The sequence below is a fragment of the Bacteroides sp. HF-162 genome (genome assembly GCF_015679285.1).
Taxonomy (GTDB): Bacteria; Bacteroidota; Bacteroidia; order Bacteroidales; family Bacteroidaceae; genus Bacteroides; species Bacteroides uniformis.
The window spans coordinates 23,795-43,848 of the sequence record NZ_CP064937.1 but is presented as its reverse complement, the minus strand read 5'-3'; the positions used below and the strand labels follow the sequence as shown (position 1 = coordinate 43,848).

Annotated in this window: 16 protein-coding genes and 1 pseudogene; 6 read left to right on the top strand and 11 right to left on the bottom strand. The window is 43.8% G+C overall.

Features of this window, described 5'->3' with window-relative positions; genetic code table 11:
• Positions 1 to 60: 60 nt before the first annotated feature.
• The 5 genes from ITJ87_RS00195 to ITJ87_RS00175 all read right to left on the bottom strand — a co-directional run bounded on the left by ITJ87_RS00195 (position 61) and on the right by ITJ87_RS00175 (position 4,230).
• Positions 61 to 777 carry a hypothetical protein gene (locus ITJ87_RS00195; protein WP_117966740.1) on the bottom strand — a complete coding sequence of 239 codons (717 nt, stop codon included), beginning with the start codon at positions 775 to 777 and terminating at the stop codon, positions 61 to 63.
• 160 nt (positions 778 to 937) lie between these two features.
• The gene (locus ITJ87_RS00190; RefSeq protein ID WP_117966743.1) at positions 938 to 1,498 is read right to left on the bottom strand and encodes a hypothetical protein; all 561 of its coding nucleotides are present in this window, start codon (positions 1,496 to 1,498) and stop codon (positions 938 to 940) included.
• A 109-nt stretch (positions 1,499 to 1,607) separates the two neighbouring features.
• A complete protein-coding gene (locus tag ITJ87_RS00185; protein WP_117966746.1) occupies positions 1,608 to 1,853 on the bottom strand; it encodes an RNA-binding protein in 246 nt (81 codons plus the stop codon).
• Between the two features lie 333 nt (positions 1,854 to 2,186).
• Positions 2,187 to 2,399, bottom strand: coding sequence for a hypothetical protein (locus tag ITJ87_RS00180; RefSeq protein WP_005833237.1), 213 nt, complete (start codon positions 2,397 to 2,399; stop codon positions 2,187 to 2,189).
• Positions 2,400 to 2,556: 157 nt separating this feature from the next.
• Positions 2,557 to 4,230 (bottom strand): long-chain fatty acid--CoA ligase, encoded by a 1,674-nt coding sequence (locus tag ITJ87_RS00175; RefSeq protein WP_008664099.1) that lies wholly within the window; start codon positions 4,228 to 4,230, stop codon positions 2,557 to 2,559.
• An 85-nt stretch (positions 4,231 to 4,315) separates the two neighbouring features.
• Between ITJ87_RS00175 and mtaB the strand changes: the two genes are divergently transcribed.
• From mtaB to ITJ87_RS00155, 4 genes are all read left to right on the top strand, one after another.
• The gene (gene mtaB / locus ITJ87_RS00170) at positions 4,316 to 5,632 is read left to right on the top strand and encodes a tRNA (N(6)-L-threonylcarbamoyladenosine(37)-C(2))-methylthiotransferase MtaB (protein WP_117966767.1); all 1,317 of its coding nucleotides are present in this window, start codon (positions 4,316 to 4,318) and stop codon (positions 5,630 to 5,632) included.
• Positions 5,633 to 5,693: 61 nt separating this feature from the next.
• A complete protein-coding gene (locus tag ITJ87_RS00165) occupies positions 5,694 to 6,593 on the top strand; it encodes a lysophospholipid acyltransferase family protein (RefSeq protein WP_117966749.1) in 900 nt (299 codons plus the stop codon).
• A complete protein-coding gene (locus ITJ87_RS00160) occupies positions 6,586 to 7,602 on the top strand; it encodes a glycosyltransferase family 2 protein (protein ID WP_117966752.1) in 1,017 nt (338 codons plus the stop codon). The genes ITJ87_RS00165 and ITJ87_RS00160 overlap by 8 nt, the downstream gene beginning before the upstream one ends.
• Positions 7,603 to 7,649: 47 nt before the next feature.
• Positions 7,650 to 8,168, top strand: coding sequence for a methylglyoxal synthase (locus tag ITJ87_RS00155; protein WP_005833226.1), 519 nt, complete (start codon positions 7,650 to 7,652; stop codon positions 8,166 to 8,168).
• A 194-nt stretch (positions 8,169 to 8,362) separates the two neighbouring features.
• Here the strand turns inward: ITJ87_RS00155 and ITJ87_RS00150 are convergent, their stop codons facing one another.
• The 5 genes from ITJ87_RS00150 to folB all read right to left on the bottom strand — a co-directional run bounded on the left by ITJ87_RS00150 (position 8,363) and on the right by folB (position 13,039).
• Complete coding sequence (locus ITJ87_RS00150) at positions 8,363 to 9,052, bottom strand: porin family protein (RefSeq protein ID WP_117966755.1); 690 nt, start codon at positions 9,050 to 9,052, stop codon at positions 8,363 to 8,365.
• Positions 9,053 to 9,054: 2 nt separating this feature from the next.
• Positions 9,055 to 10,131: a DUF4848 domain-containing protein gene (locus ITJ87_RS00145; RefSeq protein WP_117966758.1), complete on the bottom strand. Its 1,077-nt coding sequence runs from the start codon at positions 10,129 to 10,131 to the stop codon at positions 9,055 to 9,057.
• 33 nt (positions 10,132 to 10,164) lie between these two features.
• The gene (locus ITJ87_RS00140) at positions 10,165 to 10,551 is read right to left on the bottom strand and encodes a DUF3244 domain-containing protein (RefSeq protein WP_117966761.1); all 387 of its coding nucleotides are present in this window, start codon (positions 10,549 to 10,551) and stop codon (positions 10,165 to 10,167) included.
• 144 nt (positions 10,552 to 10,695) lie between these two features.
• Positions 10,696 to 12,390: a hypothetical protein gene (locus tag ITJ87_RS00135; protein WP_229135076.1), complete on the bottom strand. Its 1,695-nt coding sequence runs from the start codon at positions 12,388 to 12,390 to the stop codon at positions 10,696 to 10,698.
• Between the two features lie 283 nt (positions 12,391 to 12,673).
• A complete protein-coding gene (folB, locus tag ITJ87_RS00130; protein WP_117599988.1) occupies positions 12,674 to 13,039 on the bottom strand; it encodes a dihydroneopterin aldolase in 366 nt (121 codons plus the stop codon).
• Positions 13,040 to 13,404: 365 nt separating this feature from the next.
• Here folB and ITJ87_RS00125 point away from each other — a divergent pair.
• Positions 13,405 to 14,190, top strand: a pseudogene (locus tag ITJ87_RS00125) (site-specific integrase); the annotation flags it as partial.
• A 311-nt stretch (positions 14,191 to 14,501) separates the two neighbouring features.
• Entirely contained in the window at positions 14,502 to 16,025 is a 1,524-nt protein-coding gene (locus ITJ87_RS00120; RefSeq protein WP_120137854.1) for an SIR2 family protein, read from the top strand.
• Between the two features lie 67 nt (positions 16,026 to 16,092).
• Here the strand turns inward: ITJ87_RS00120 and ITJ87_RS00115 are convergent, their stop codons facing one another.
• Positions 16,093 to 20,049 (bottom strand): Eco57I restriction-modification methylase domain-containing protein, encoded by a 3,957-nt coding sequence (locus ITJ87_RS00115; protein ID WP_120137856.1) that lies wholly within the window; start codon positions 20,047 to 20,049, stop codon positions 16,093 to 16,095.
• Positions 20,050 to 20,054: the final 5 nt, after the last annotated feature.

The following is a 20,054-nucleotide window of genomic DNA, read 5'->3' as shown; positions in this document are numbered from 1 at the left end:
AGCCCGATTTCTTTGTATAAGAAATGGGGCTTTTTGTTTGTTTGAATCGCAAATTGGCCACTATTTGTAGAACTCGTCAATGGCAGATGCCGTTTCATCAATCTGCTTGATAAATCTGTTGTACATACGGGTTGGACTGTCATGGGTGAAATATATCTGCTGAATTAACTGGATTCCTTCCGGAAATTTAAAGAAAAAAGTCCATTCTTCTGCTGTTGAGTAATCTGCATCATTGGTCAAGAATTTTTGTACCTCCGGTTTATTGATTAATTTATCAACCTTCTTTTGCTTTATTTCCATAAATGAATTAAAGGTTTCATAGGAGCCTTTTATTGCATTGTATGTTTTAATGATTTGAGTCGCAAGTTCCTTGTCTCTGATGGCAGACATGAGCGAGGACGTTTTAAGCATTTCCATTGCATCGTTAATGTAAATGAAGGTCTGTGTCTGAAAGGGTAAATTCCCATATTTCTCTAAAGAGTCGGGTGCTGCCTTTGCAATGTTTTCCTTGTGCTGAAGCAGATATGAAGCTCCTTGTTTTTCAAATTCTTCTCTTTCCATCATCTGTGTCATGTATCCCCGGTTGAGTAACATCTCATTTTTGACCAGTAATAGTGCATCCTTAAGTCCTTTCTGTTTTTTATGTTCTTCAATGAGGTTACTGCCGGCAAAGGTCAGTAAGATGCCTAATACAACTGCTGTGAAGTTACAGATAAAATCTCCCAATCGCCTTTTAACGGTGGGGCAGACAAAGATTTTTTTCAGCTTGTTTTTCATAAGTATGTGATTGAGATTTTATTGGTTGTATTCTTCATCAATGGCTGCAATGACTTTGTCTATTGCTTTCAAATGATTTTGGTAAATATCAGTACTTTGTATTTGGGGGATTTGCTGTATGAGAGCGACTCCTTCTGGATATTTGAAGTAGAAATTCCAATCAATATAGTTGGTGGAATTCATTCTTTTTTTTGACATCGGGGACTTTCATCAACTCTTCCAGGCAACGCTGTTTTATGTTGCCGTATGAATCGAAAGCGCTTTGGCTGTTCCTGACTATAGCGTAGGCGGTCAAAATTTGCACAGTCAGTTCTTTGTTTTTGATTTTGGGAATGAGGCCGGAAGCTTTGAGCATTTTCAATGCGTCGTACATTGCATTAAAAGAAATGCTTTGGAAGGGTAATCTATCATATTTTTGTAAAGAATCCGGGTCGGCCTCCTGTATTCTACCTTTGTATTCCAATAGATATAAGGCGCCTTTTTGTTCCAGTTCTACTAATTCTTTTATATATGCTATATCTTCACGGTTCGTTTGCAATTCACTTTTTACCAATAGTATGGATTCCTTCACTTCTTTTTGGGCATTGTGTTCTGTAATCCAGTCGCTTCCTGCAAAGGTGATGATAATACCCAATATGACAGCAAGAAAGTTACGGAAGAAGTCTCCAAATTTATATTCAGTGCTTATTTGTTTTGCTTTTTCTATCAGTTTTGTTTTCATGTTTTTTTGAACGTATGTTTTATCAAAGATAAAGGAAAAATGCAAATAACAAAGAAGGGGCATATCTTATTATTAAGATATGCCCTTGCTTATTGTCAGTCAATAATTTTTAGTTTCTTGGCAATGCTTCTTTTACTACCATCTGGCGGCCTACATATTCTGCTCCATTCAGTTTGTTGATTGCTTGTTGGGCTTCAGCAGCTTCGGGCATCTCCACGAAGGCAAAACCTTTTGATCTGTTTGTATTACGGTCCATAATCAGTTTTACTGATTCTACTGTTCCATACTCTTCCATTACTTGTCTCAAATCTGATTCCCTAACGTTGTAGTTAAGGTTTCCAATGTACATATTCATAAAATACAAAAATAAAAAATTAATAATTCAATAAAGGAGTCTTAGGAAGTTGTAGTCAGAAATGAAAATTCTCAATGTGGTTAATCGAGGAGAGACATAATGAAACGCAGATCGTAATAAACCTCTTATTGTTTTGTTGATGCAAAGTAACGTTTTTTATTTGGTATATGCACTATACTTTATCATTTATCTGCCATATTATACCCTTTTTTGTGAAATAAGACCAAGACTTAACAATTGGAAGGGAACAGAAGGAGAGGATAAGACATAAAAAAAGTCTGGTGTGCTTGTATGCACGTCAGACTTTCAATTCTCTCGAGTGTTGTACTGAAATTATTCAGCTACAACAGCTGCGCTATCTACTGCTACAGTGTCAGCTGCTGCGGCTGCTGCTGCGGCTTCAGCTGCTGCTGCTTCTACAGCTGCGATTGAGTCAGCGATACGGATAGAATCTGCAGTTGCTTGTTCAGCGTTAGCTGCTTTGTTGCCACAAGATGCGAAAGATACTGCTACGATAGCTGCAGCCATCAAAACTAATTTTTTCATTTTCTTTACTTTTAAAACGTAATACAATCAATTGCTTTATTAAAACGTTGCAAAGGTATGTACTTTTTGAATATGTTGTTCTCGAAACCCCAACTTTTTTTATATTTTTTTTGGAGCTTCGGCTGTTTTTATCCCTATCTATATGTTTTACAACATATTAATCTTCGGCAATGCTGTTGTATAAGTATCTCTTGATACTTCTTTTGGGCGTTTTCTCAAATTCTGTCGGATAAAGTTGGATTTGGCTTACTTTTTCGTAGGCTGCCACGCTGTTATTCAGATTTTTGAGATTCTCATCCATGATGGTTTTAAGGTTATCCGGCTGGTTTAGTCCCAAGGAATCCAGGGCTTCATAGTCGGCATAAACCAGCGCTACCAGTCTTTTATTCCGTTCGATGACAAGACTTTCCAGGACGAAAGGCATGTTGTTGAGCCGTGCTTCTATCTCTTCGGGGAAGATATTCTGTCCACTGGAACTGAGAATCATGGTCTTGCTGCGTCCGCGTATGTATAGGTTGTTGTCGTCGTCCAGTGTACCCAAGTCGCCGGTGCGAAGCCATCCGTCTTCGGTGAAGACTTCTTTGGTGGCTTCGGGGTTTTTGTAATAACCCGTCATCACGTTCTCGCCACGTACTTGTATTTCGCCGAGTTTGTCGTCCGGGTTTTCCTTGCAGATACGGGCTTCCATGATGTCGAGTACCCGTCCGGAGGAAGTCGGGACGAATTCATTCCAGGGAGCATAGCTGATGAGAGGGGCACATTCAGTCATGCCGTAGCCGATGGTGAAGGGGAACTTGATGCGGTGGAAGAATTCTTCCACTTCCGGGTTCATGGCTGCGCCTCCTATGATGACTTCCTTGAAACGTCCGCCCAGTGCGTCAATCAGTTTCTTGCGGATTTGCCCGTATATCTGTCCGTCGAGCAAGGGAATGCTGAGCGCCCATTTCATGGTCTTTTTGTTGATGATGGGCTGTATGACATTCTTGTATATCTTTTCAATGACAAGGGGGACGGTGATAATCAGGTTGGGTTTCACTTCCTCGAAAGCTTTCATCAGAATCTTTGGGGAAGGCACTTTTCCCAACAGTGTGACGTGTGTGCCGACGGCCGTGGCGGTAAGGAAATCGAATGCGCAGCCGTATGCATGTGCCAAAGGCAGGAAAGAGAGCACTTTGTCCCCTTTCTTCAGCAGCTCGGTACGTATGCCGAAGGTGACGTTGCCGGCCAGGTTGTTTCCCGTCAGCATGACGCCCTTACTGAATCCGGTGGTGCCCGAGGTATAATTCAGCAGCATGACCTTGTCGTTGGAAAGGTCCGTGTAAACGATGTCTTCCTTGCGGAACCCGTTCGGGTAGGTCGCTTCCATTTCATCGCCCAGATGCTTGAGGAAACGCTGGATGGTTTCGCCGTCCCGCTGATACAGACAGCGGAAGTCGCTCAGTGAGAACACACCGCGAAGTCCAGTAAGTCGTTCTTCTTCCAGATGTTCCCAAATGGCATCGCTGGTGAAGAGGAACGTCGATTCGGAGTGGTTTACGATATGATGGACATCATTGGGGTTGAAGTCTTGCAGAATGGGGACTACGATACCACCGTAGGTGATGGTGGCCATATAGGCGATGCACCAGCGGGCATTGTTCTTGCCGATGACGGCTATCTTGTCGCCGCGGCGCAGTTGGCAGTACTTGAAAATAAGATGCAGTCTGGCTATTTCTTGTGCCACTTCGCCATAAGTATAGCTCTCGTTTTCTCCATAGTTGGTATAGCAGGGGAGGTCCCAATTCTCGCGGAAACTATGCTCGTATAGTTTGATAAAGTTCTCTTGTATCATTGCACAAATTTTAGTTGAGTGTGCAAAAGTAGGAAAAATAGATTAATAATGTATATATTTGCAGCATAAATGTGTTTATAAGCTCATGATAGATACCAATATATTTCAAGATAAGACGGCGGTTTACTATACGTTGGGGTGCAAACTGAACTTCTCGGAGACCTCTACTATCGGTAAAATTTTGCGGGAAGCGGGCGTACGTACGGCGCGCAAGGGTGAGAAAGCGGATATTTGTGTAGTGAATACCTGCTCGGTGACGGAAGTGGCGGACAAGAAGTGCCGCCAGGCCATCCACAAACTGGTGAAGCAACATCCGGGTGCATTTGTCGTGGTGACCGGTTGCTATGCCCAGCTGAAACCGGAGACGGTGGCAAAGATAGAAGGTGTGGACGTCGTGCTGGGAGCCGAGCAGAAGAAGGACCTGCTCCACTACCTGGGCAATCTGCAGAAGCACGAGACCGGCGAGGCCTACACTTCCGCTTTGAAGGATATACGTTCGTTTGCCCCGTCTTGTTCGCGTGGCGACCGGACACGCTTCTTCCTGAAAGTGCAGGACGGCTGCGATTATTATTGTTCCTATTGCACCATTCCCTTTGCCCGCGGACGTAGCCGTAACGGCAGCATTGCTTCTATGGTGGAGCAGGCCAGCCAGGCGGCTGCCGAAGGTGGAAAGGAAATTGTATTGACCGGCGTCAATATCGGAGACTTCGGCAAGTCTACCGGTGAGACTTTCTTCGACTTGGTGAAGGCGCTGGACGAGGTGGAAGGCATTGAGCGTTACCGCATATCCTCCATCGAGCCGAATCTGCTGACAGATGAAATCATAGAATACGTGTCCCGTTCCCGGCGTTTCATGCCTCATTTCCATATACCGCTGCAGTCGGGCAGTGACGAGGTGCTGAAGCTGATGCGACGCCGTTACGATACCGCCTTGTTTGCCTCGAAGATAAAGAAGATAAAGGAAGTGATGCCCGATTCCTTTATAGGGGTAGACGTGATTGTGGGTACCCGTGGAGAGACGGAGGAGTATTTCGGGCAGGCTTATGAGTTTATCAAGAGCCTGGACGTGACGCAGCTCCATGTCTTCAGCTATTCGGAGCGTCCCGGCACGCAGGCCTTGAAGATAGACCACGTGGTGGCACCCGAAGAAAAGCATCGGCGGAGCCAGCAATTGCTGGAGCTTTCGGACGAAAAGACCCGTGCTTTTTATGCGCGCCATATCGGGCAGACGATGCCGGTGTTGCTGGAACGTCCCAAACCCGGACTGCCGATGCACGGCTTCACTCCCAATTATATCCGTGTGGAAGTCCCTCATGATGCTGCCTTGGACAACCAGCTCGTGTCTGTGCGCCTGGGCGATTTCAATGCCGACGGCATCGCACTCTTGGGAGCAATGGAATGAGGAATGCCGCCTTTGCAACAAATAACTCATAACTCATAACTTATAACTCATAACTGACGAAGTGAAATCAAAAATTGTCTATTGGCTGACTTATGCGGGCATGTGGCTTGTGGCACTTCTGCCTTTCCGGGCGCTTTATGCATTGTCTGACGGGCTGTACTTCCTGATGCGCCACGTCGTGCATTATCGGAAGAAAGTCGTTCGCCGCAACCTTCGCAATTCCTTTCCGGAGAAGTCGGAAACCGAATTGATGGAGATAGAGCGCAAGTTCTACCATTATATCTGCGACTATATGCTGGAAGAGGTGAAGATGCTGCGCATGTCTTTCGAGGAGCTCTGCCGCCGGATGAAGTATGATAATAAGGAAGAATACCTTGCCATGATAGAGAAGCATGGAGGCATTGTACTGCTGATTCCTCATTATGCCAATTTTGAGTGGATTATAGGCATGGGGGCCATCATGCATCCGGGCGACATCCCGGTGCAGGTGTACAAACCGCTAAGCAATAAGTATCTGGACGAGATGTTCAAGCATATCCGCGCCCGGTTCGGAGGATACAATGTGGCGAAACATTCCACGGCACGCGAAGTGATAAAGCTTCGCCGTGAAGGCAGGCGGATAGCCATCGGCCTGATTACAGACCAGTCGCCCAACCGCAGCGAGGCCCATTATTGGACTACTTTCTTGAATCAGGACACCGTGTTCATGGATGGCGCCGAGCGCATTGCCAAGCTGATGGACTTCCCCGTCTTTTATTGTGAATTGGAACGGACATCCAGAGGATATTGCAAAGTGCTCTTCGACTTGGTTACCGAAACTCCCAAGCAGACGGCGGATGGCGAGATAACCGAGTGCTTCGCCCGTCGTCTGGAGCAGACCATCCGGCGTGAACCGGCTTATTGGTTCTGGTCTCATAAACGTTGGAAAAAGAAACGAAAAGAATCTGTGCAACATGGATAAGATTGCTGTTGTCATATTGAATTGGAACGGATGTGATATGCTCCGTTCCTTCCTTCCCTCTGTTGTGCGTTTTTCGGAGGCGGATGGTGCTGTGGTGTATGTGGCGGACAATGGCTCTACGGATGCTTCTGTGGCAATGCTCCGTCGCGAGTTTCCTTCTGTGCACTTGATTCTGCTGGAAGAGAACCACGGTTTTGCCGACGGATACAATCTGGCATTGAAGCAGGTGGAGGCAGAATATGTAGTGCTGCTCAACTCCGATGTAGAGGTCACCGAGCACTGGCTTGTCCCGTTGGCAGAGTATATGGATGCCTATCCGGAGACGGCCGCTTGCCAGCCGAAGATACGCAGTTGGCGTAACAAGGGGCAGTTTGAGTATGCCGGAGCTGCGGGAGGTTTCATCGACCGCTATGGCTATCCCTTCTGCCGCGGCCGTATTATGGGCGTGGTAGAAGAGGACAAGGGGCAATACGACACGGTGATACCCATTTTCTGGGCTACGGGGGCGGCTCTGTTCATCCGTCTGGCAGACTACCGGGAAGCGGGTGGGCTGGACGGACGTTTTTTTGCCCACATGGAGGAGATAGATTTATGTTGGCGGCTTCGTGCCCGTGGCAGACAGTTGGCATGTATACCGCAGAGTGTGGTATTTCATGTGGGAGGGGCCACTTTGAAGAAGGAGAATCCGCGCAAGACCTTCCTCAATTTTCGTAATAACCTTGTCATGCTTTATAAGAATCTGCCGCAGGAGGACTTGGCGTCCGTGATGCGTGTACGTGTGGTGCTCGATTATGTGGCTGCGTTCAGTTTCATGCTGAAAGGCCAGTTACCCAATGCTTTGGCCGTATTCCGTGCGCGCCGTGCCTACCACTCCCTTCGCACTTCATTGGCAGCGTCCCGCAAAGAGAATCTGAAAAAAACTACGCTTGCCGTAATACCGGAACGGACAAAAAGCAGTATATTGGCGCAGTTTTATCTGCATGGAAAGAAATTCTTTTCCCAATTGTAGGAACTGTTGCCTTTTATAATTGTTCAATCTATTAAAGGTTTTGAATTATGGAAAAACTAGTTAGAAAAATCGGATTAGTGGCACACGACGCCATGAAGAAAGACCTCATCGAGTGGGTACTGTGGAACTCGGAATTGCTGATGGGGCATAAATTCTATTGTACGGGCACCACGGGTACCCTTATCCTCGAAGCCCTCCGGGAGAAACATCCTGATGTGGAGTGGGATTTCACTATCCTTAAATCCGGTCCTTTGGGCGGTGACCAGCAGATGGGCTCGCGCATTGTGGACGGAGAGATTGACTATCTTTTCTTTTTCACCGACCCGATGACCCTTCAGCCGCACGATACGGATGTGAAGGCGTTGACCCGCCTTGCCGGTGTGGAGAACATCGTGTTCTGCTGCAACCGCAGTACGGCAGACCATATCATTTCCAGCCCGTTGTTTGTCGACCCGACGTATGAACGCACTGTTCCCGATTACAGCAACTACACCAAGCGGTTTGCAAATAAGCCGGTGGTGGCCGAAGCGGTGGAATCGGCAAAGAAGCGGAAACGGAAGAAGTAGGCATTTTATTGTGCTTTATAACCTTCACCTTTACAAAGAAGTAGTTGATTGACAGTGCTTTCTGGTGAAAGATGTTTGAACGAAAAACAGATAAGGTGAATGATGCTGAAGCTGATAAATTTAAACCGATTATAAAAGTTGCACATCCCTTGTGTCGGGTATGTGCAACTTTCTTATAGACTTTAGTTTTTGTATCAGAATTGATAGCCTACGCTGAGCTGATAACCATAGTTGCGTAGGTTACATTGTTTCTGTACTTTCTTTATGGATTCGTAGTATTGGAGTGAAACGGTGTATCTGCCTGCTATTACTGCTTTCATGCCTCCCACCGCACCATAATTCCAACGGCGGAAAGCGTCTATGGTAGCTTCATATTCATACGGGATGTCTGCTTCTGTCGGCACGATGTATGAATACCCGTCCATAGGTTTCCAATGATTGGTTTCTCCTGTATAATAAGGGTTCTTTACGTCGCATTTACCTGCATTGAAGTTGATGGAGCCGTAGACACCGATGTAGGGTATCAGGCTGAGGCTTTTGTTGATACGGATGTTGTAGCCTATTTTTATGGGGATGTTCAAGTGGTTCATCTTTATTTCCGTATCGGGGAAGTAAGGCACGCTGGCATTGAACAGCTCCATACTGCTTCGGGTTTGCATCCAGGTAAGTCCCGACATCAACATCCAATGGTGCTTGAACTCATAGTCCACGGTTCCGCCCAGTTGGAAACCGCCTCCCATGCTTCCCACTTGTTCGGCTTTCGATTTATCGTTTTTGTAGTGAGACCAGTTGCCGCCAGCTTCAACGCCGAATTTGACTTGTTGGGCAGAGGCTTGGGGCAACAGATATGCTGTAAGAATGAAGAATATTATAATCTTTTTCATTTTTATGGCATTGTTAATGTGAAACTACCTCCGTATGCTTTATTGTTATCAAGTCTTGGTAATTTGTGGTCACCGAAATTCCCATATTTTTTTCCTTCATAGTTTACATATACATATTTGTATAGAACTGAGTCTGCTGTATTGACCATCATGTCTGTCCAAACACGTAAATTCCCTGAAAGAATTCTATTTCCCGGTTGTAACCCACCCGTAGCAAATTTATAATCTCCACCGTTATCATGGAATGCATGATATTGCACAGAATTGAGTCGGTAAGGTTCTCCAATGGCATTAGGGAGAGTATAATACATTGGAGATGCACTTAATTGAAAGAATATATCTCTGTGTGTATCTCTTCTCCAACCATACCATAACTTCTTTTGGCAACCCACATGGACAAATATGCCACTTGATGCTTCAAGAGTGACGGAACCAGTTGTCTTTTTCCCATCCTTTGTTTCTTTGAAAGTAAATTGGTTTGTTGCACCGGCTCTCGTATCAGCAGCAAATACTGCTTTCTCAGAACTACTCATGTCATTGTTTAGTGAAATTTCTTTGACTTCATTGCCTATCACTACTTTTTTGTTTTCATTGATAAGGTAGGTAGAGAGGTTGTCGCCATCGGGAACGTACAGTGTCAAGTCTTCTACATCATATTTGTTCGTAATCAGTTTTTCACTGTACTTTTCTACGTATTGGGCATATTTCTTTCTGAAGTCGGCTTCGCTGGTTGCTACTGCGCCTATTTCATCTAATTCCATGTCCGCTTCGTTGGCAAGTTTCTGCAGAGAGATAAAGTTGTCTACGTATTCCAATCTTTCTTTAGCAGTCATGTGGCTGATTTCTGTTATAGTCGATTGGTAATCGGACTCGGAAATGAATTGTAGTGCAAGTTCTCCTTCTACAGAACTTCTGGTTGTAGTTCCATTGATTGGAATAATTTCCCCTTGGTTGGTGATTTGCACAATTTGAAGGTTTTTAGATTGGGGTACGGAAGGCTCGATTTGTGTGTTGATTTCTTCCTCTTGGCATGAAATATTAGCCAATAGGATGGTTGCAAGAAATAAAATTTTCTTCATGATTAATTGTTTAAAATGTAAATAATATGTTGGTTAATCCTCTTCCTCTAATGTGATTTCTCCCGTGATGTCTACAGCAGGGGAGGTTATTTCTATTGTATAAGGATAATCTTCAGGTGTATAGATATACAATGTTTTACCTTCGTAAATGGAGGTTTGTTGTTCGTTGATTACGATGTTCCCATTTTTATCTGCTACGGTGATGTCGGATTCATGCAATGGAAACTGAAATAGTATTTGCAGACAGTTATCGTTATTGCTTACATCTATAGTATAGTCTATAGGGATGCGTGGAAGCACATTTTTGCGTGTTTCATGCTTCCTCAAAAGGACTGGGCGTTTTCTTGGCTTATTAGCTGCTCCACTTATCGGTACAATAAAGAGTACCACTAAAAGAATCATAAATAACTTTGCTTTCATTATTCGTTGTTTTATCGATTTATGGCGGCAAAGTTAGAGGGAAAAACTAAAATGTAAGCATGAAATCAATCACACTTGTTTTTTGTAAGGTGTTGATTTGCAGATGTATTGTGTTTAGAATAATCACACTTACTTATTCTTTAGCTACATCCGTTCCTTTTTCATGCGGTATTTTCGTTGGGCAAGGGCATGTGTGTCGATATTGCCAAAACAAAGGGATATTGTTTGAGAAGAGAACCCAATTTCATCTAAGCAGAGAAATAATAAGTCTTCATCTGTCAATTTGGGATATTGGGCTTTTATGCCAGCTATGTAATCAATATAAATATCCAATACGGTTTCCTTTAGTTTTTTCAGTTCTGCATCTGTCAGTACACTTCGTTCTTTTTTACTTGACACGTTTTGTTTGGAGAGTTTTATTATCTTCTTGTATATGTCGCTTTGTTTGAACAGCCAGTTGCGCAAAGCCAGTTTTTCTTCTTTCAGTTTCTTTATTTGGTTTTCCCGCTCTTGTATTTCTTGATTGTTTTTTTCTTTTTCTTGTATTAATGTAGAATGCTCCCTCTGCAATAGAACTACAATGCGGTGACTCTCTTCGATGGTGGTTTCCAAAGAAGTGAGCTTTTCTTGGGCTTGTTTCAGGTTTTGCTCATTGATGAGTTGCAGCCTTTTTCTTTTGTTTATGCGATGTTGATAGAAGAGGGCAATGAGGAAGCAGCAGAATGTGAAACATGCGATCGCTGTCCTTAGTTTTTTTTGTCCTTTAAACTGTTCTTCCTTTACTTTTGTTTGGGAGTCATACTTATGGATAAGTTGCTGTATCTTATTGGATTGCTCGGTGAAATATATTGAGTCAATGATGTCTACAAACTGATATAGTAATTCTGTGGTTGCTTGATAATCCCCTTGCTCTTCTTTTATATAAGATAAGTTTAATAGAGCATTTGCCCGTCCTTTTATATTTGTGCTATCTTCTATTTTTTTGTTTATATAATATATGGCAGAATCTCTTTCTTCTTTATCCAAGAATATATTGCCAATATTGGCGTGATAATCACTTCTATTTTTGTTTCCGGGAAGCCATTGTAAGGACATTCGCGCATAATATAAGGCTGTATCATTCGCTTCTTTACTGGAATATTCTACACTGAGATTAAGGGCTGTTGTTGCAATCATGGCAGAATCTTTCGATATTTGGGCGTATTCCAAAGCCTTACATTGAAGTATAAGTGCAGAGTCTTCTTTTTCTGTTACAGCATAAAAAGAGGCAAGGCTGTTCAATGCTATCGACTTGTCTTTATCCGTGGTGCAACATTTGTAAAGTTCTTGATACGCCTTTCCTGCTTTCTCGTACAGCCGTGCATCAAAGTATTCGTTTCCCAATGAGCTGAATAGATATTTTCTGGTTTCAATCTCTTGGGGGAATTTCTTTATGATTTCCAGTCCTTCTAGCAAGAAGCCGATGGCCCGTTCGCTTTGTTCCATTTCCACTTCCAGTCTTCCTTTATAGAGAAGTGCCACGGCTCGTTCGCGCTCGTCATCGTCATAATAATCCAGTGCCACGTCCAGTAGCGAGTCGCAGGGTAGCAGAGGTTTTTCGCATTTGTCTGTGGCTTGTGCCAGCAGCAGGGCGTATCGGGCAGACTCCCGACGTGTAAGTTCGGTGGTTGCAGGCAGTGCCTCCAGCAGTCGCAGAGCACTGTCCGGATTTGCTGTCAGCAATGAGTCGGCGTTGTTCAATAAAGCTTCTGCCCGTCCGTCCGTCCGGTGGCAAGCGGCCGGTAGCAGGAAGAGAGCGACGATGGGGAGTAATGCCAGTCGTTGTATAGCGTTTCTCATTGACTTTTTGTTGATGATGGGGCAAAGGTACGGAATATTGGTATCAATGGTTGTATTCTACGGCAGAAAAGTTGCTGCATGCTCACTGCAGAACTTCTGTATACATTTTGCAGTGCTACTGCATATCTGTTGCAGCGTTACTGCAAAGCTGTTGCAGTACTACTGCAAATATATGTGCAGTGTTACTGCAAACCGTTTGCAGCGCCACTGCAAAAAGCATGCAGTGTCTTTGCAGTGGGAAGTGTCTGTGTATCAATAGTGAATGGGGTGATTCAGCAATCTGTCATTCTCCGCGGCGTTGGCATATTTCCACTCCTGCAGCCTCTATATCCGCGCCCATCGGTGGATTGCGCTTTGCCAGCTTGAGCGTTATCTCTTCTATCTGTGGGAAGTCGCGGAACAATCGGTTTATAATTCGCCCGCATACATGTTCCAATAGTTTGGAAGGGATGTCCATCTCTGCCTTCACAGCTGTATGTACATCGGCATAGCTCACGGTGTCGGCTACGTCGTCCGTTTCTGCCGCACGCTGGATATCAACTTGCAGGCGCAGGCTGACGGTAAACTCATTGCCTACCACGGTTTCTTGTTCGCCCACGCCGTGATGGGCAAAGAAGCGAAGGGTGTCAAGGAAAATATAACTGGTCATTACTTGTAGATTGTTTTCTGCAAACTTACTGATATTTTGTGGTACGGGCAAATCGGTATCCGGTTATTACGATTCAGGTTGCGGATTGTATTCTGTAAAATAAACACATAGCGAAAAAGTAAATTTGGGCAAAGCGTAGCGAATTAGCTGATAGAGCGTTCGTTACGCTTTGTTTTTCTATGGGGCAGAGCCAACGAAATACCACCTCGAAGCCAAACGGTGCAGAAGTTCAGTTACCACCTCGTTACTCCCGTAACGGATGCAGATTTCTTGCTAAAAGGTTCTTTTTCTGCGTTTTGTGTTGATTTACATAGCTGTCGGTAACTCACTAAGAACTAATTTTGTAACCAAAAAAGGAGTGAGTTATGCGAAGTACATTCAAGGTATTATTTTACGTGAAGAAAGGCAGCGAGAAGCCGAACGGCAACCTGCCTCTGATGTGCCGTATCACGGTGGACGGCGAGATTAAACAGTTCAGTTGCAAGATGGACGTTCCCCCACGCTTGTGGGATGTGAAGAACAGCCGTGCTTCGGGCAAGAGCGTCGAAGCGCAGAGAATCAACCTTGCAGTAGATAAAATCCGTGTGGAGGTAAACCGCCGCTATCAAGAGTTAATGCAGACGGACGGTTATGTTACCGCCGCCAAACTCAAAGACGCCTATCTCGGTATCGGCATCAAGCAAGAAACCTTGTTAAAGCTATTCGAGCAGCACAACGCCGAATTTGAGAAGAAAGTCGGGCACAGCAGGGCGCAGGGTACATTTACCCGTTATCGGACGGTCTGCAACCATATTCGGGAGTTTTTGCCCCATACCTACAAGAGAGAGGATATTCCGTTAAAGGAACTCAACCTTACGTTTATCAACGACTTCGAGTATTTTTTGCGCACGGAGAAGAAATGCCGCACCAATACCGTGTGGGGCTACATGATTATGTTGAAACACATAGTTTCCATTGCGAGGAACGACGGGCGTTTGCCGTTCAATCCCTTTGCCGGATATATCAACTCTCCCGAAAACGTGGACAGGGGCTACCTCACCCAAACGGAGATACAGACGCTCATGAACGCACCCATGAAGAACGCCACCCATGAACTTGTACGGGACTTGTTTGTCTTTTCTGTTTTCACAAATGTTGCATTAAATAAAATATAGCTGTAAATCAGAAAGTTATCATCAAATAAAAAGAGAATAGGTAATGGTTTAGAAACCTTTGAAGTTCACCATTCTGCTCATCTCCAATAAGTCAATCAACAAATGCAAAAGTACAAAATAAGCTTGATATAAACTCTATGTACACGAATTAAAATAGTTAAAAAACCTTTGAAATAAAAGCCTTGAAAAACAGTCTATTTTGTGAAAGATGAATACAAACTTTAATTCCCAAATTCCTATATATTAGAAGATGATGAGACTTTTCTCGTATCTTTTTTCTATATTTGCAAAATTATAATACGACATATATGCAAATAAAAGAATTTATCGCTAAATACACTAATCATCCTGTTCTTTTTATAGGAACTGGATTAAGTCTTCGTTATCTCAAAAATTCTTATTCATGGGATAACCTTTTAAAGCAAATCATCCTTGACGTAACAAAAGATGAAGAAGATTACCTCAATATTAAGTCTCGTCATCAAAAAGAGGGCTATTACCAATATCCTGAAATTGCTAAAGAAGTTGAAGATTTTTTTAATCGAAGTTTGGAAAAAGACCGAAATGGACGCTTTAAGACAGTTAATGATAGATTTTTTGAGGGAATGAAAAAGGGTGAGAATGTAAGCCGCTTCAAAATATATATTGCTGATTTGTTAAAAAACACAGACTTCAAAACAGAGAAGAAAGAAGAATTATCTGCTTTTACTAAAATAAGAAAGAATATAAGTTCCATTATAACAACAAATTACGATAATTTTATAGAGGAGGTCTTTACATTTAAACCTTTAATAGGTAATGATATATTGTTGAGTAATCCATATGGCAGTGTCTATAAGATTCATGGATGTGTAACAAAGCCAAGTTCAATAATAATTACATCAAAAGATTATGAGGCATTTGAAAATAAATACGAATTAATTCGAGCTCAGCTGTTATCACTGTTTATTCATAACCCGATAATATTTATTGGATATAATTTAGGTGACAATAATATCAAATCTATTTTAAGGACTATTTTTTCATATGTTGATGCAAATTCATCTGTTTCAGAAAGAATACGAAATAATTTCTTAGTGGTTGAGTATAAGGAAAACGAGATGAAAACTGATGTCGTTGAGTTTGATGTAGTAATAGATTCAAACACGAGTATTAGAATTAACAAAATAAAAACAGATAATTTTGAGGAAATATACAATGCACTTTCAGAATTACATTTGCCAATATCTGCAATGGATGTAAGAAAGGTACAATCAATTGTTGGTGATATATACGCTGGCACAAATGGAATCAAGGTATATATAACAGAGGATATTGATTCTTTAGCCAATGGAGACAAAGTTATAGCTATCGGCTCCAAGAAAACTATTAACTATCAATATCTTACGCAAAAAGAAATGCTTGCAGATTATTTTGCCATAATGGAAGAGGCCAATGCGCAAAGAATTTCAATTATAGACAAATATCCCATACAGTCAAGCCAATATTTTCCAATTTATGGCTTTTCAACCATAAATCATGATTTGGTTGCTGCTGAAAAACTCAAACAAAATCAGTATAAGAAAATATCTGATTTAAGGGAAAAGTTAAATGAAAAAAGAAAAGTTCACAATAGCCATACAACAATTGAGGATATTGAAAATGATTCAGACATTCCAATGAGTAGTAAAAATATGGCTATTGCTTACGGGATAATATCTAAGCAAATTCCGTTAGATACCCTTGAAACATATTTAAAATCATTCTCCCCTAAAGGGAGTACAGATTACAATAGATTACTTGTGTTATATGACTATATGAAATATGGTGAAAATAGTGCAGTAGAAGCATAATTTTATAGCGAGAATAAGAATATAAATTAAGTTCTTATTCTCACTATTTCATTGGCGAATTTATCTTTTAGCAAAGTCTTTCTTTTATATATTTCTGCTGTGTATCATCTATGCTAAAAAGTCTGTATAACTGCATATTAACATCTTCATTATAATCAATTAACCCGTTACTATCGGTATAGTTTAATAAATCAGGAACTTTCTTTGCCAAGGATGTCAGCGATTCGTCTGTCATCAAAAAAGCAAATCGAATAATCTCACTGGTTGCATATTTTAAAAAATTACGTGCTTCCTTCTCTGTTTCAAAAGTTTTTAAGGCTACTCGTGAACGCCCAAACGCACTATGGTTGTCTATTACTGCTATTTGATTACTTCGCTTTTGTCCTCCGGCATTCGCACTTGAAACAATGACTTTCCATTGTCCTAAGTATTCTGTTCCCGAAGAAATAACACCCTTGTTTGCTACATACCAACGTGCACGACCACTTTTCCCAGCCTTGTCATTGGTAAACAGCTTTATTTCTGTATCTGGATTGAAATAATCTCCATCATTATATTCCCTGACAAGAGAAGGATTTTTTTCAACAAAATCGCTTTCAATGCCAAATAACTTTTGCGATAATACCGAATCATGCAAACAAGCATATTTTGAAATAATCGCATCGAGTTTCTTTGTAATCTCAACATCATGTGGATTAAGAGCGAATAACGTATTTCTTGGACAGCTTGCTTCAATTTCTATCTTATTCCCATTTTTAGAATATACATACTTGAATCCCGACTGAGTTTTATTCAGGTCTTTTAATACGATAGAAAGTCCATCTGCTATAGCAACATCCTTAAATATATCTGTTGAACACGGGAAAAATTCAAGTAATACTAAATGGCAGTCGTTCATCTGCGCCAATCCGAACTTTTCAAGTCCTTTACCTGACCTATGAATCCATCTTGAACCGGGATAGATTAACGATGTGTACCTTCCAAGTTTCTCACTTATTGTTTGAAAGTATTGGAAAATACTGCTGCTACGTTTTTGTCCATTATCGGTTTCTTTCTGAGCTACGACTTCTTGATATGGTGGATTTCCCACTACTGCATTGAATTTCATATTATTTCCAGCTAAATCATGTACCTTTTTGATGAAAAGTTCCGGTTGATTCTTGATTTTGTTGATAAGGTCATCTGGTGCCCACATATTTGTCTTTGCCTTGCGGAAGCCCACCAGCGTCCGCTTGGTAATACTTTTCGCCATCGGTGTCTTGCAGACCACGAAGATGTTTTCGACAACGGTCTTGTCCCATACCGCCTGCTGTTCTTCAAGCGTTTCGGCAGAAATGGTGCTGTCCTTCAGTCGGGAGCGGTAAATGCCATAAGCCATGTAAAGCGGGTACAAGCCCGACTTGGAATTGATTTCAAGGATGCGGCTGTCAGGAGTGAACACTTCTTCCGTCACCTTGCCGTGGTCGATGAAGTGCGGCTCGTCAATAGTATGCTCATAATCCTTGTCAAAAAAGCAGTAGCCTCCCAAACAGTCGCCGAGGTGCATGTTCACCACACGCCACGGAGTAAGCACCGTTTCCTTGTCGGGATTACGGAACGTGCTGAAGATGTCCGTAATGCGCCCGATGCGCTCCTCCACACTCAACTTGTCAGCCGCTTTCGCCATCGCACGGATGCGCTTACCTGCGGCACGGAAGATATCCGGGTCGTAGTATTTCTTGAATGCGTTGAACTTCTGCTTGCTCACCCCTTTGGGCATGAACTCCTCCCATGAGCGCGGGTCTATCTTCTCGGCGAAATTATCGATGGTGATTTCCTCGTCCTCGTTGTCCAGTTCCGCACCGTATATGAGCAGGGGCATACGGATGGATATGCCACGGAGAATGGAGATAGCCGCCTCGCGGTTCTTCGTCTTCTTTTTCAGTTCCTCCAGTCTGCGCTTCTCCTCCTCGGTCAGTTCCTTCTTGGGCTTTTTCTCCAGTTTCTCTTTTTCCTCGTATTCTTCTCCCGTCAACCCTTGGTTGTTGATGTCCACCTGATTGGTCTTGGGCATAGCCTTGGTCTGACCGATGATTTTCTTCAGGTCGTCGAACTCCTTCAATTCCAAGTCATCCAGTTTCAATAACTCATCATTGTACAGGCTGTTGTCCTCGAATCCGTTGCGCACCACACGCTCCACATAGACCTTCTTCAACTGCTCCAGCATACGCGGCACGTCAAACTTGTCCATGCGCGAGCCTTCGATGGAAATGACCGGGCAGAAATTGAGGAAGTCGCCCATCGTCTTGCGGTCGTCCTGCGAGGTCTTGCCTGCCTTGGCAGAAATCTTCGCAGTCTCGGCAAGCACTTTCAGCGTGCGGTCTGGCGCAAAGTCAAACACGTAACACTGCTCCTTCACCCGTCCATTGATGGTGGCGGGTGTCTGCACGCGGAAGATGGTCTGCATATAGCTGGATGCCGCCGTATTGTACGAACCGGAAAGCATGAACACGGCTGTCCATGCCGGAACGCTCACGCCCGTGGTCAGGCGTCCGCAGGACAGGGTGATGGTACGTGTCGCGTCTGGGTCTTTTCCGATAGCCTCATTTACCATTTCAAGCGCACCGCGGTTTTCCTCGTCCTCGTCGCCGTCGCCCGCCACATTGACAACATGGAAATGCTGGAACACGGGATGTCGTTGCAACAACGCACTCAACGCTTTTGCCTCCTTTACGCCCGGCACCATCCACAGCGTATGGCGGAAAACATTGCGGTATTCTTCGTTGGCGAAAGGATAACAGCTTTCCTTGTCCTCTTTGGTAAGCAGGTTGAGAAAAGCGGAAACGTCACGTTCATGGACAAAACCGCCGTCCTTGTCCACACGGAAAAACTCGCGGAAATTGAAAGCCACGTCCTCATCGACAAACTCTTTCAACAAACGTCCGAGGTCGTAGGTGTAGATGTTCATGGCTGGCAGTGTCGCATACGGGTTGGGGTCGCCGAAGTGGGTCTTGTCCCATTCCAGTTTGGCACGCTGCTCCATCACGTAGTCCCATGTGTAGATTTCGTTCTCCTTGAAATCGTCTAAGAGATTGAACGGCGTTCCTGACAGACGCAGGACTTTTGTATCCTCCTTGACCAACTCAGCCATCACTGCCTTGCCGAGTTCGGTCTGCGTTCCCTCGTGCGCCTCGTCCACGATAACCAAGTCCCAAGGTGTGGCGAACACCTCATTGTTCTTGTCGAGGTTGCCGCCGACAAGTTCAGAGCCGCGCAAGTCCTGCATGGAGGCGAAATAGACATAATGCAATCCCTCAATCTTTGCCCTGCGCTCAAGGTTTGCATGGCTTTCCCCGTTGTTCTTGGAACCGTAAGCGAAGTCGTTGCGGTCATAGAATATCTTGCCGAAATCCTCGAACCATCCGCTGTCCACCACGGGGCGGTGGGTCAGGATGAGCGTCCGCTTGAAATCCATGTCCTTGACCACTTGTAGGGCGGAAAGGGTCTTGCCGAAACGCATCTTGGCGTTCCAGAGCATCTGGTTGCCTTTCCTGAACTGCCTTTCCGTCTTCTCAATGGCTTCCCTCTGTTCGGGGCGGAACACAATGGGGCTGCGCCCGTTTGTTACCTCTCCCGGCAAAAGGGATTCCTTGCCCTCCTTGACGGCTGCAATGGCACGCTTTACGACATCAAGGCTGGTCATGAACCATTCGTTAGCCTTGTTCTCCATGTCAAATACCTTCCTCTTTACGCCTGAACGCTCCAATACGGCATGTACCTCCTTGTCGTTGAACGAACGCAAGCCGCCACGGTTGTACAGCGTCAGTTCGGTGTGTAACAGTTCGTAGTGTATGCCTGCGGTCTGCGTGTACTGGTTGATGCGCTTCCTTGCCGCCTCATTCAAAGGCTTGCTGTTGGGCGCCAGTCCGATGACGTTCTCATCGTCACAGGTAGCCTCGCCTATCTTCAGACAATCCTTATGTTCGGCATCGTTGATGCGGAACACGTATATCAGCTTCAGTTTAAGGGAAGAAAAGTATTTCATAGGCA

Coding starts and splice junctions, on each gene's coding strand:
- ITJ87_RS00195 (WP_117966740.1), bottom strand. CDS start 777: ATGAAAAACAAGCTGAAAAAAATCTTTGTCTGCCCCACCGTTAAAAGG.
- ITJ87_RS00190 (WP_117966743.1), bottom strand. CDS start 1,498: ATGAAAACAAAACTGATAGAAAAAGCAAAACAAATAAGCACTGAATAT.
- ITJ87_RS00185 (WP_117966746.1), bottom strand. CDS start 1,853: ATGAATATGTACATTGGAAACCTTAACTACAACGTTAGGGAATCAGAT.
- ITJ87_RS00180 (WP_005833237.1), bottom strand. CDS start 2,399: ATGAAAAAATTAGTTTTGATGGCTGCAGCTATCGTAGCAGTATCTTTC.
- ITJ87_RS00175 (WP_008664099.1), bottom strand. CDS start 4,230: ATGATACAAGAGAACTTTATCAAACTATACGAGCATAGTTTCCGCGAG.
- mtaB (WP_117966767.1), top strand. CDS start 4,316: ATGATAGATACCAATATATTTCAAGATAAGACGGCGGTTTACTATACG.
- ITJ87_RS00160 (WP_117966752.1), top strand. CDS start 6,586: ATGGATAAGATTGCTGTTGTCATATTGAATTGGAACGGATGTGATATG.
- ITJ87_RS00155 (WP_005833226.1), top strand. CDS start 7,650: ATGGAAAAACTAGTTAGAAAAATCGGATTAGTGGCACACGACGCCATG.
- ITJ87_RS00150 (WP_117966755.1), bottom strand. CDS start 9,052: ATGAAAAAGATTATAATATTCTTCATTCTTACAGCATATCTGTTGCCC.
- ITJ87_RS00145 (WP_117966758.1), bottom strand. CDS start 10,131: ATGAAGAAAATTTTATTTCTTGCAACCATCCTATTGGCTAATATTTCA.
- ITJ87_RS00140 (WP_117966761.1), bottom strand. CDS start 10,551: ATGAAAGCAAAGTTATTTATGATTCTTTTAGTGGTACTCTTTATTGTA.
- ITJ87_RS00135 (WP_229135076.1), bottom strand. CDS start 12,390: ATGAGAAACGCTATACAACGACTGGCATTACTCCCCATCGTCGCTCTC.
- folB (WP_117599988.1), bottom strand. CDS start 13,039: ATGACCAGTTATATTTTCCTTGACACCCTTCGCTTCTTTGCCCATCAC.
- ITJ87_RS00120 (WP_120137854.1), top strand. CDS start 14,502: ATGCAAATAAAAGAATTTATCGCTAAATACACTAATCATCCTGTTCTT.
- ITJ87_RS00115 (WP_120137856.1), bottom strand. CDS start 20,049: ATGAAATACTTTTCTTCCCTTAAACTGAAGCTGATATACGTGTTCCGC.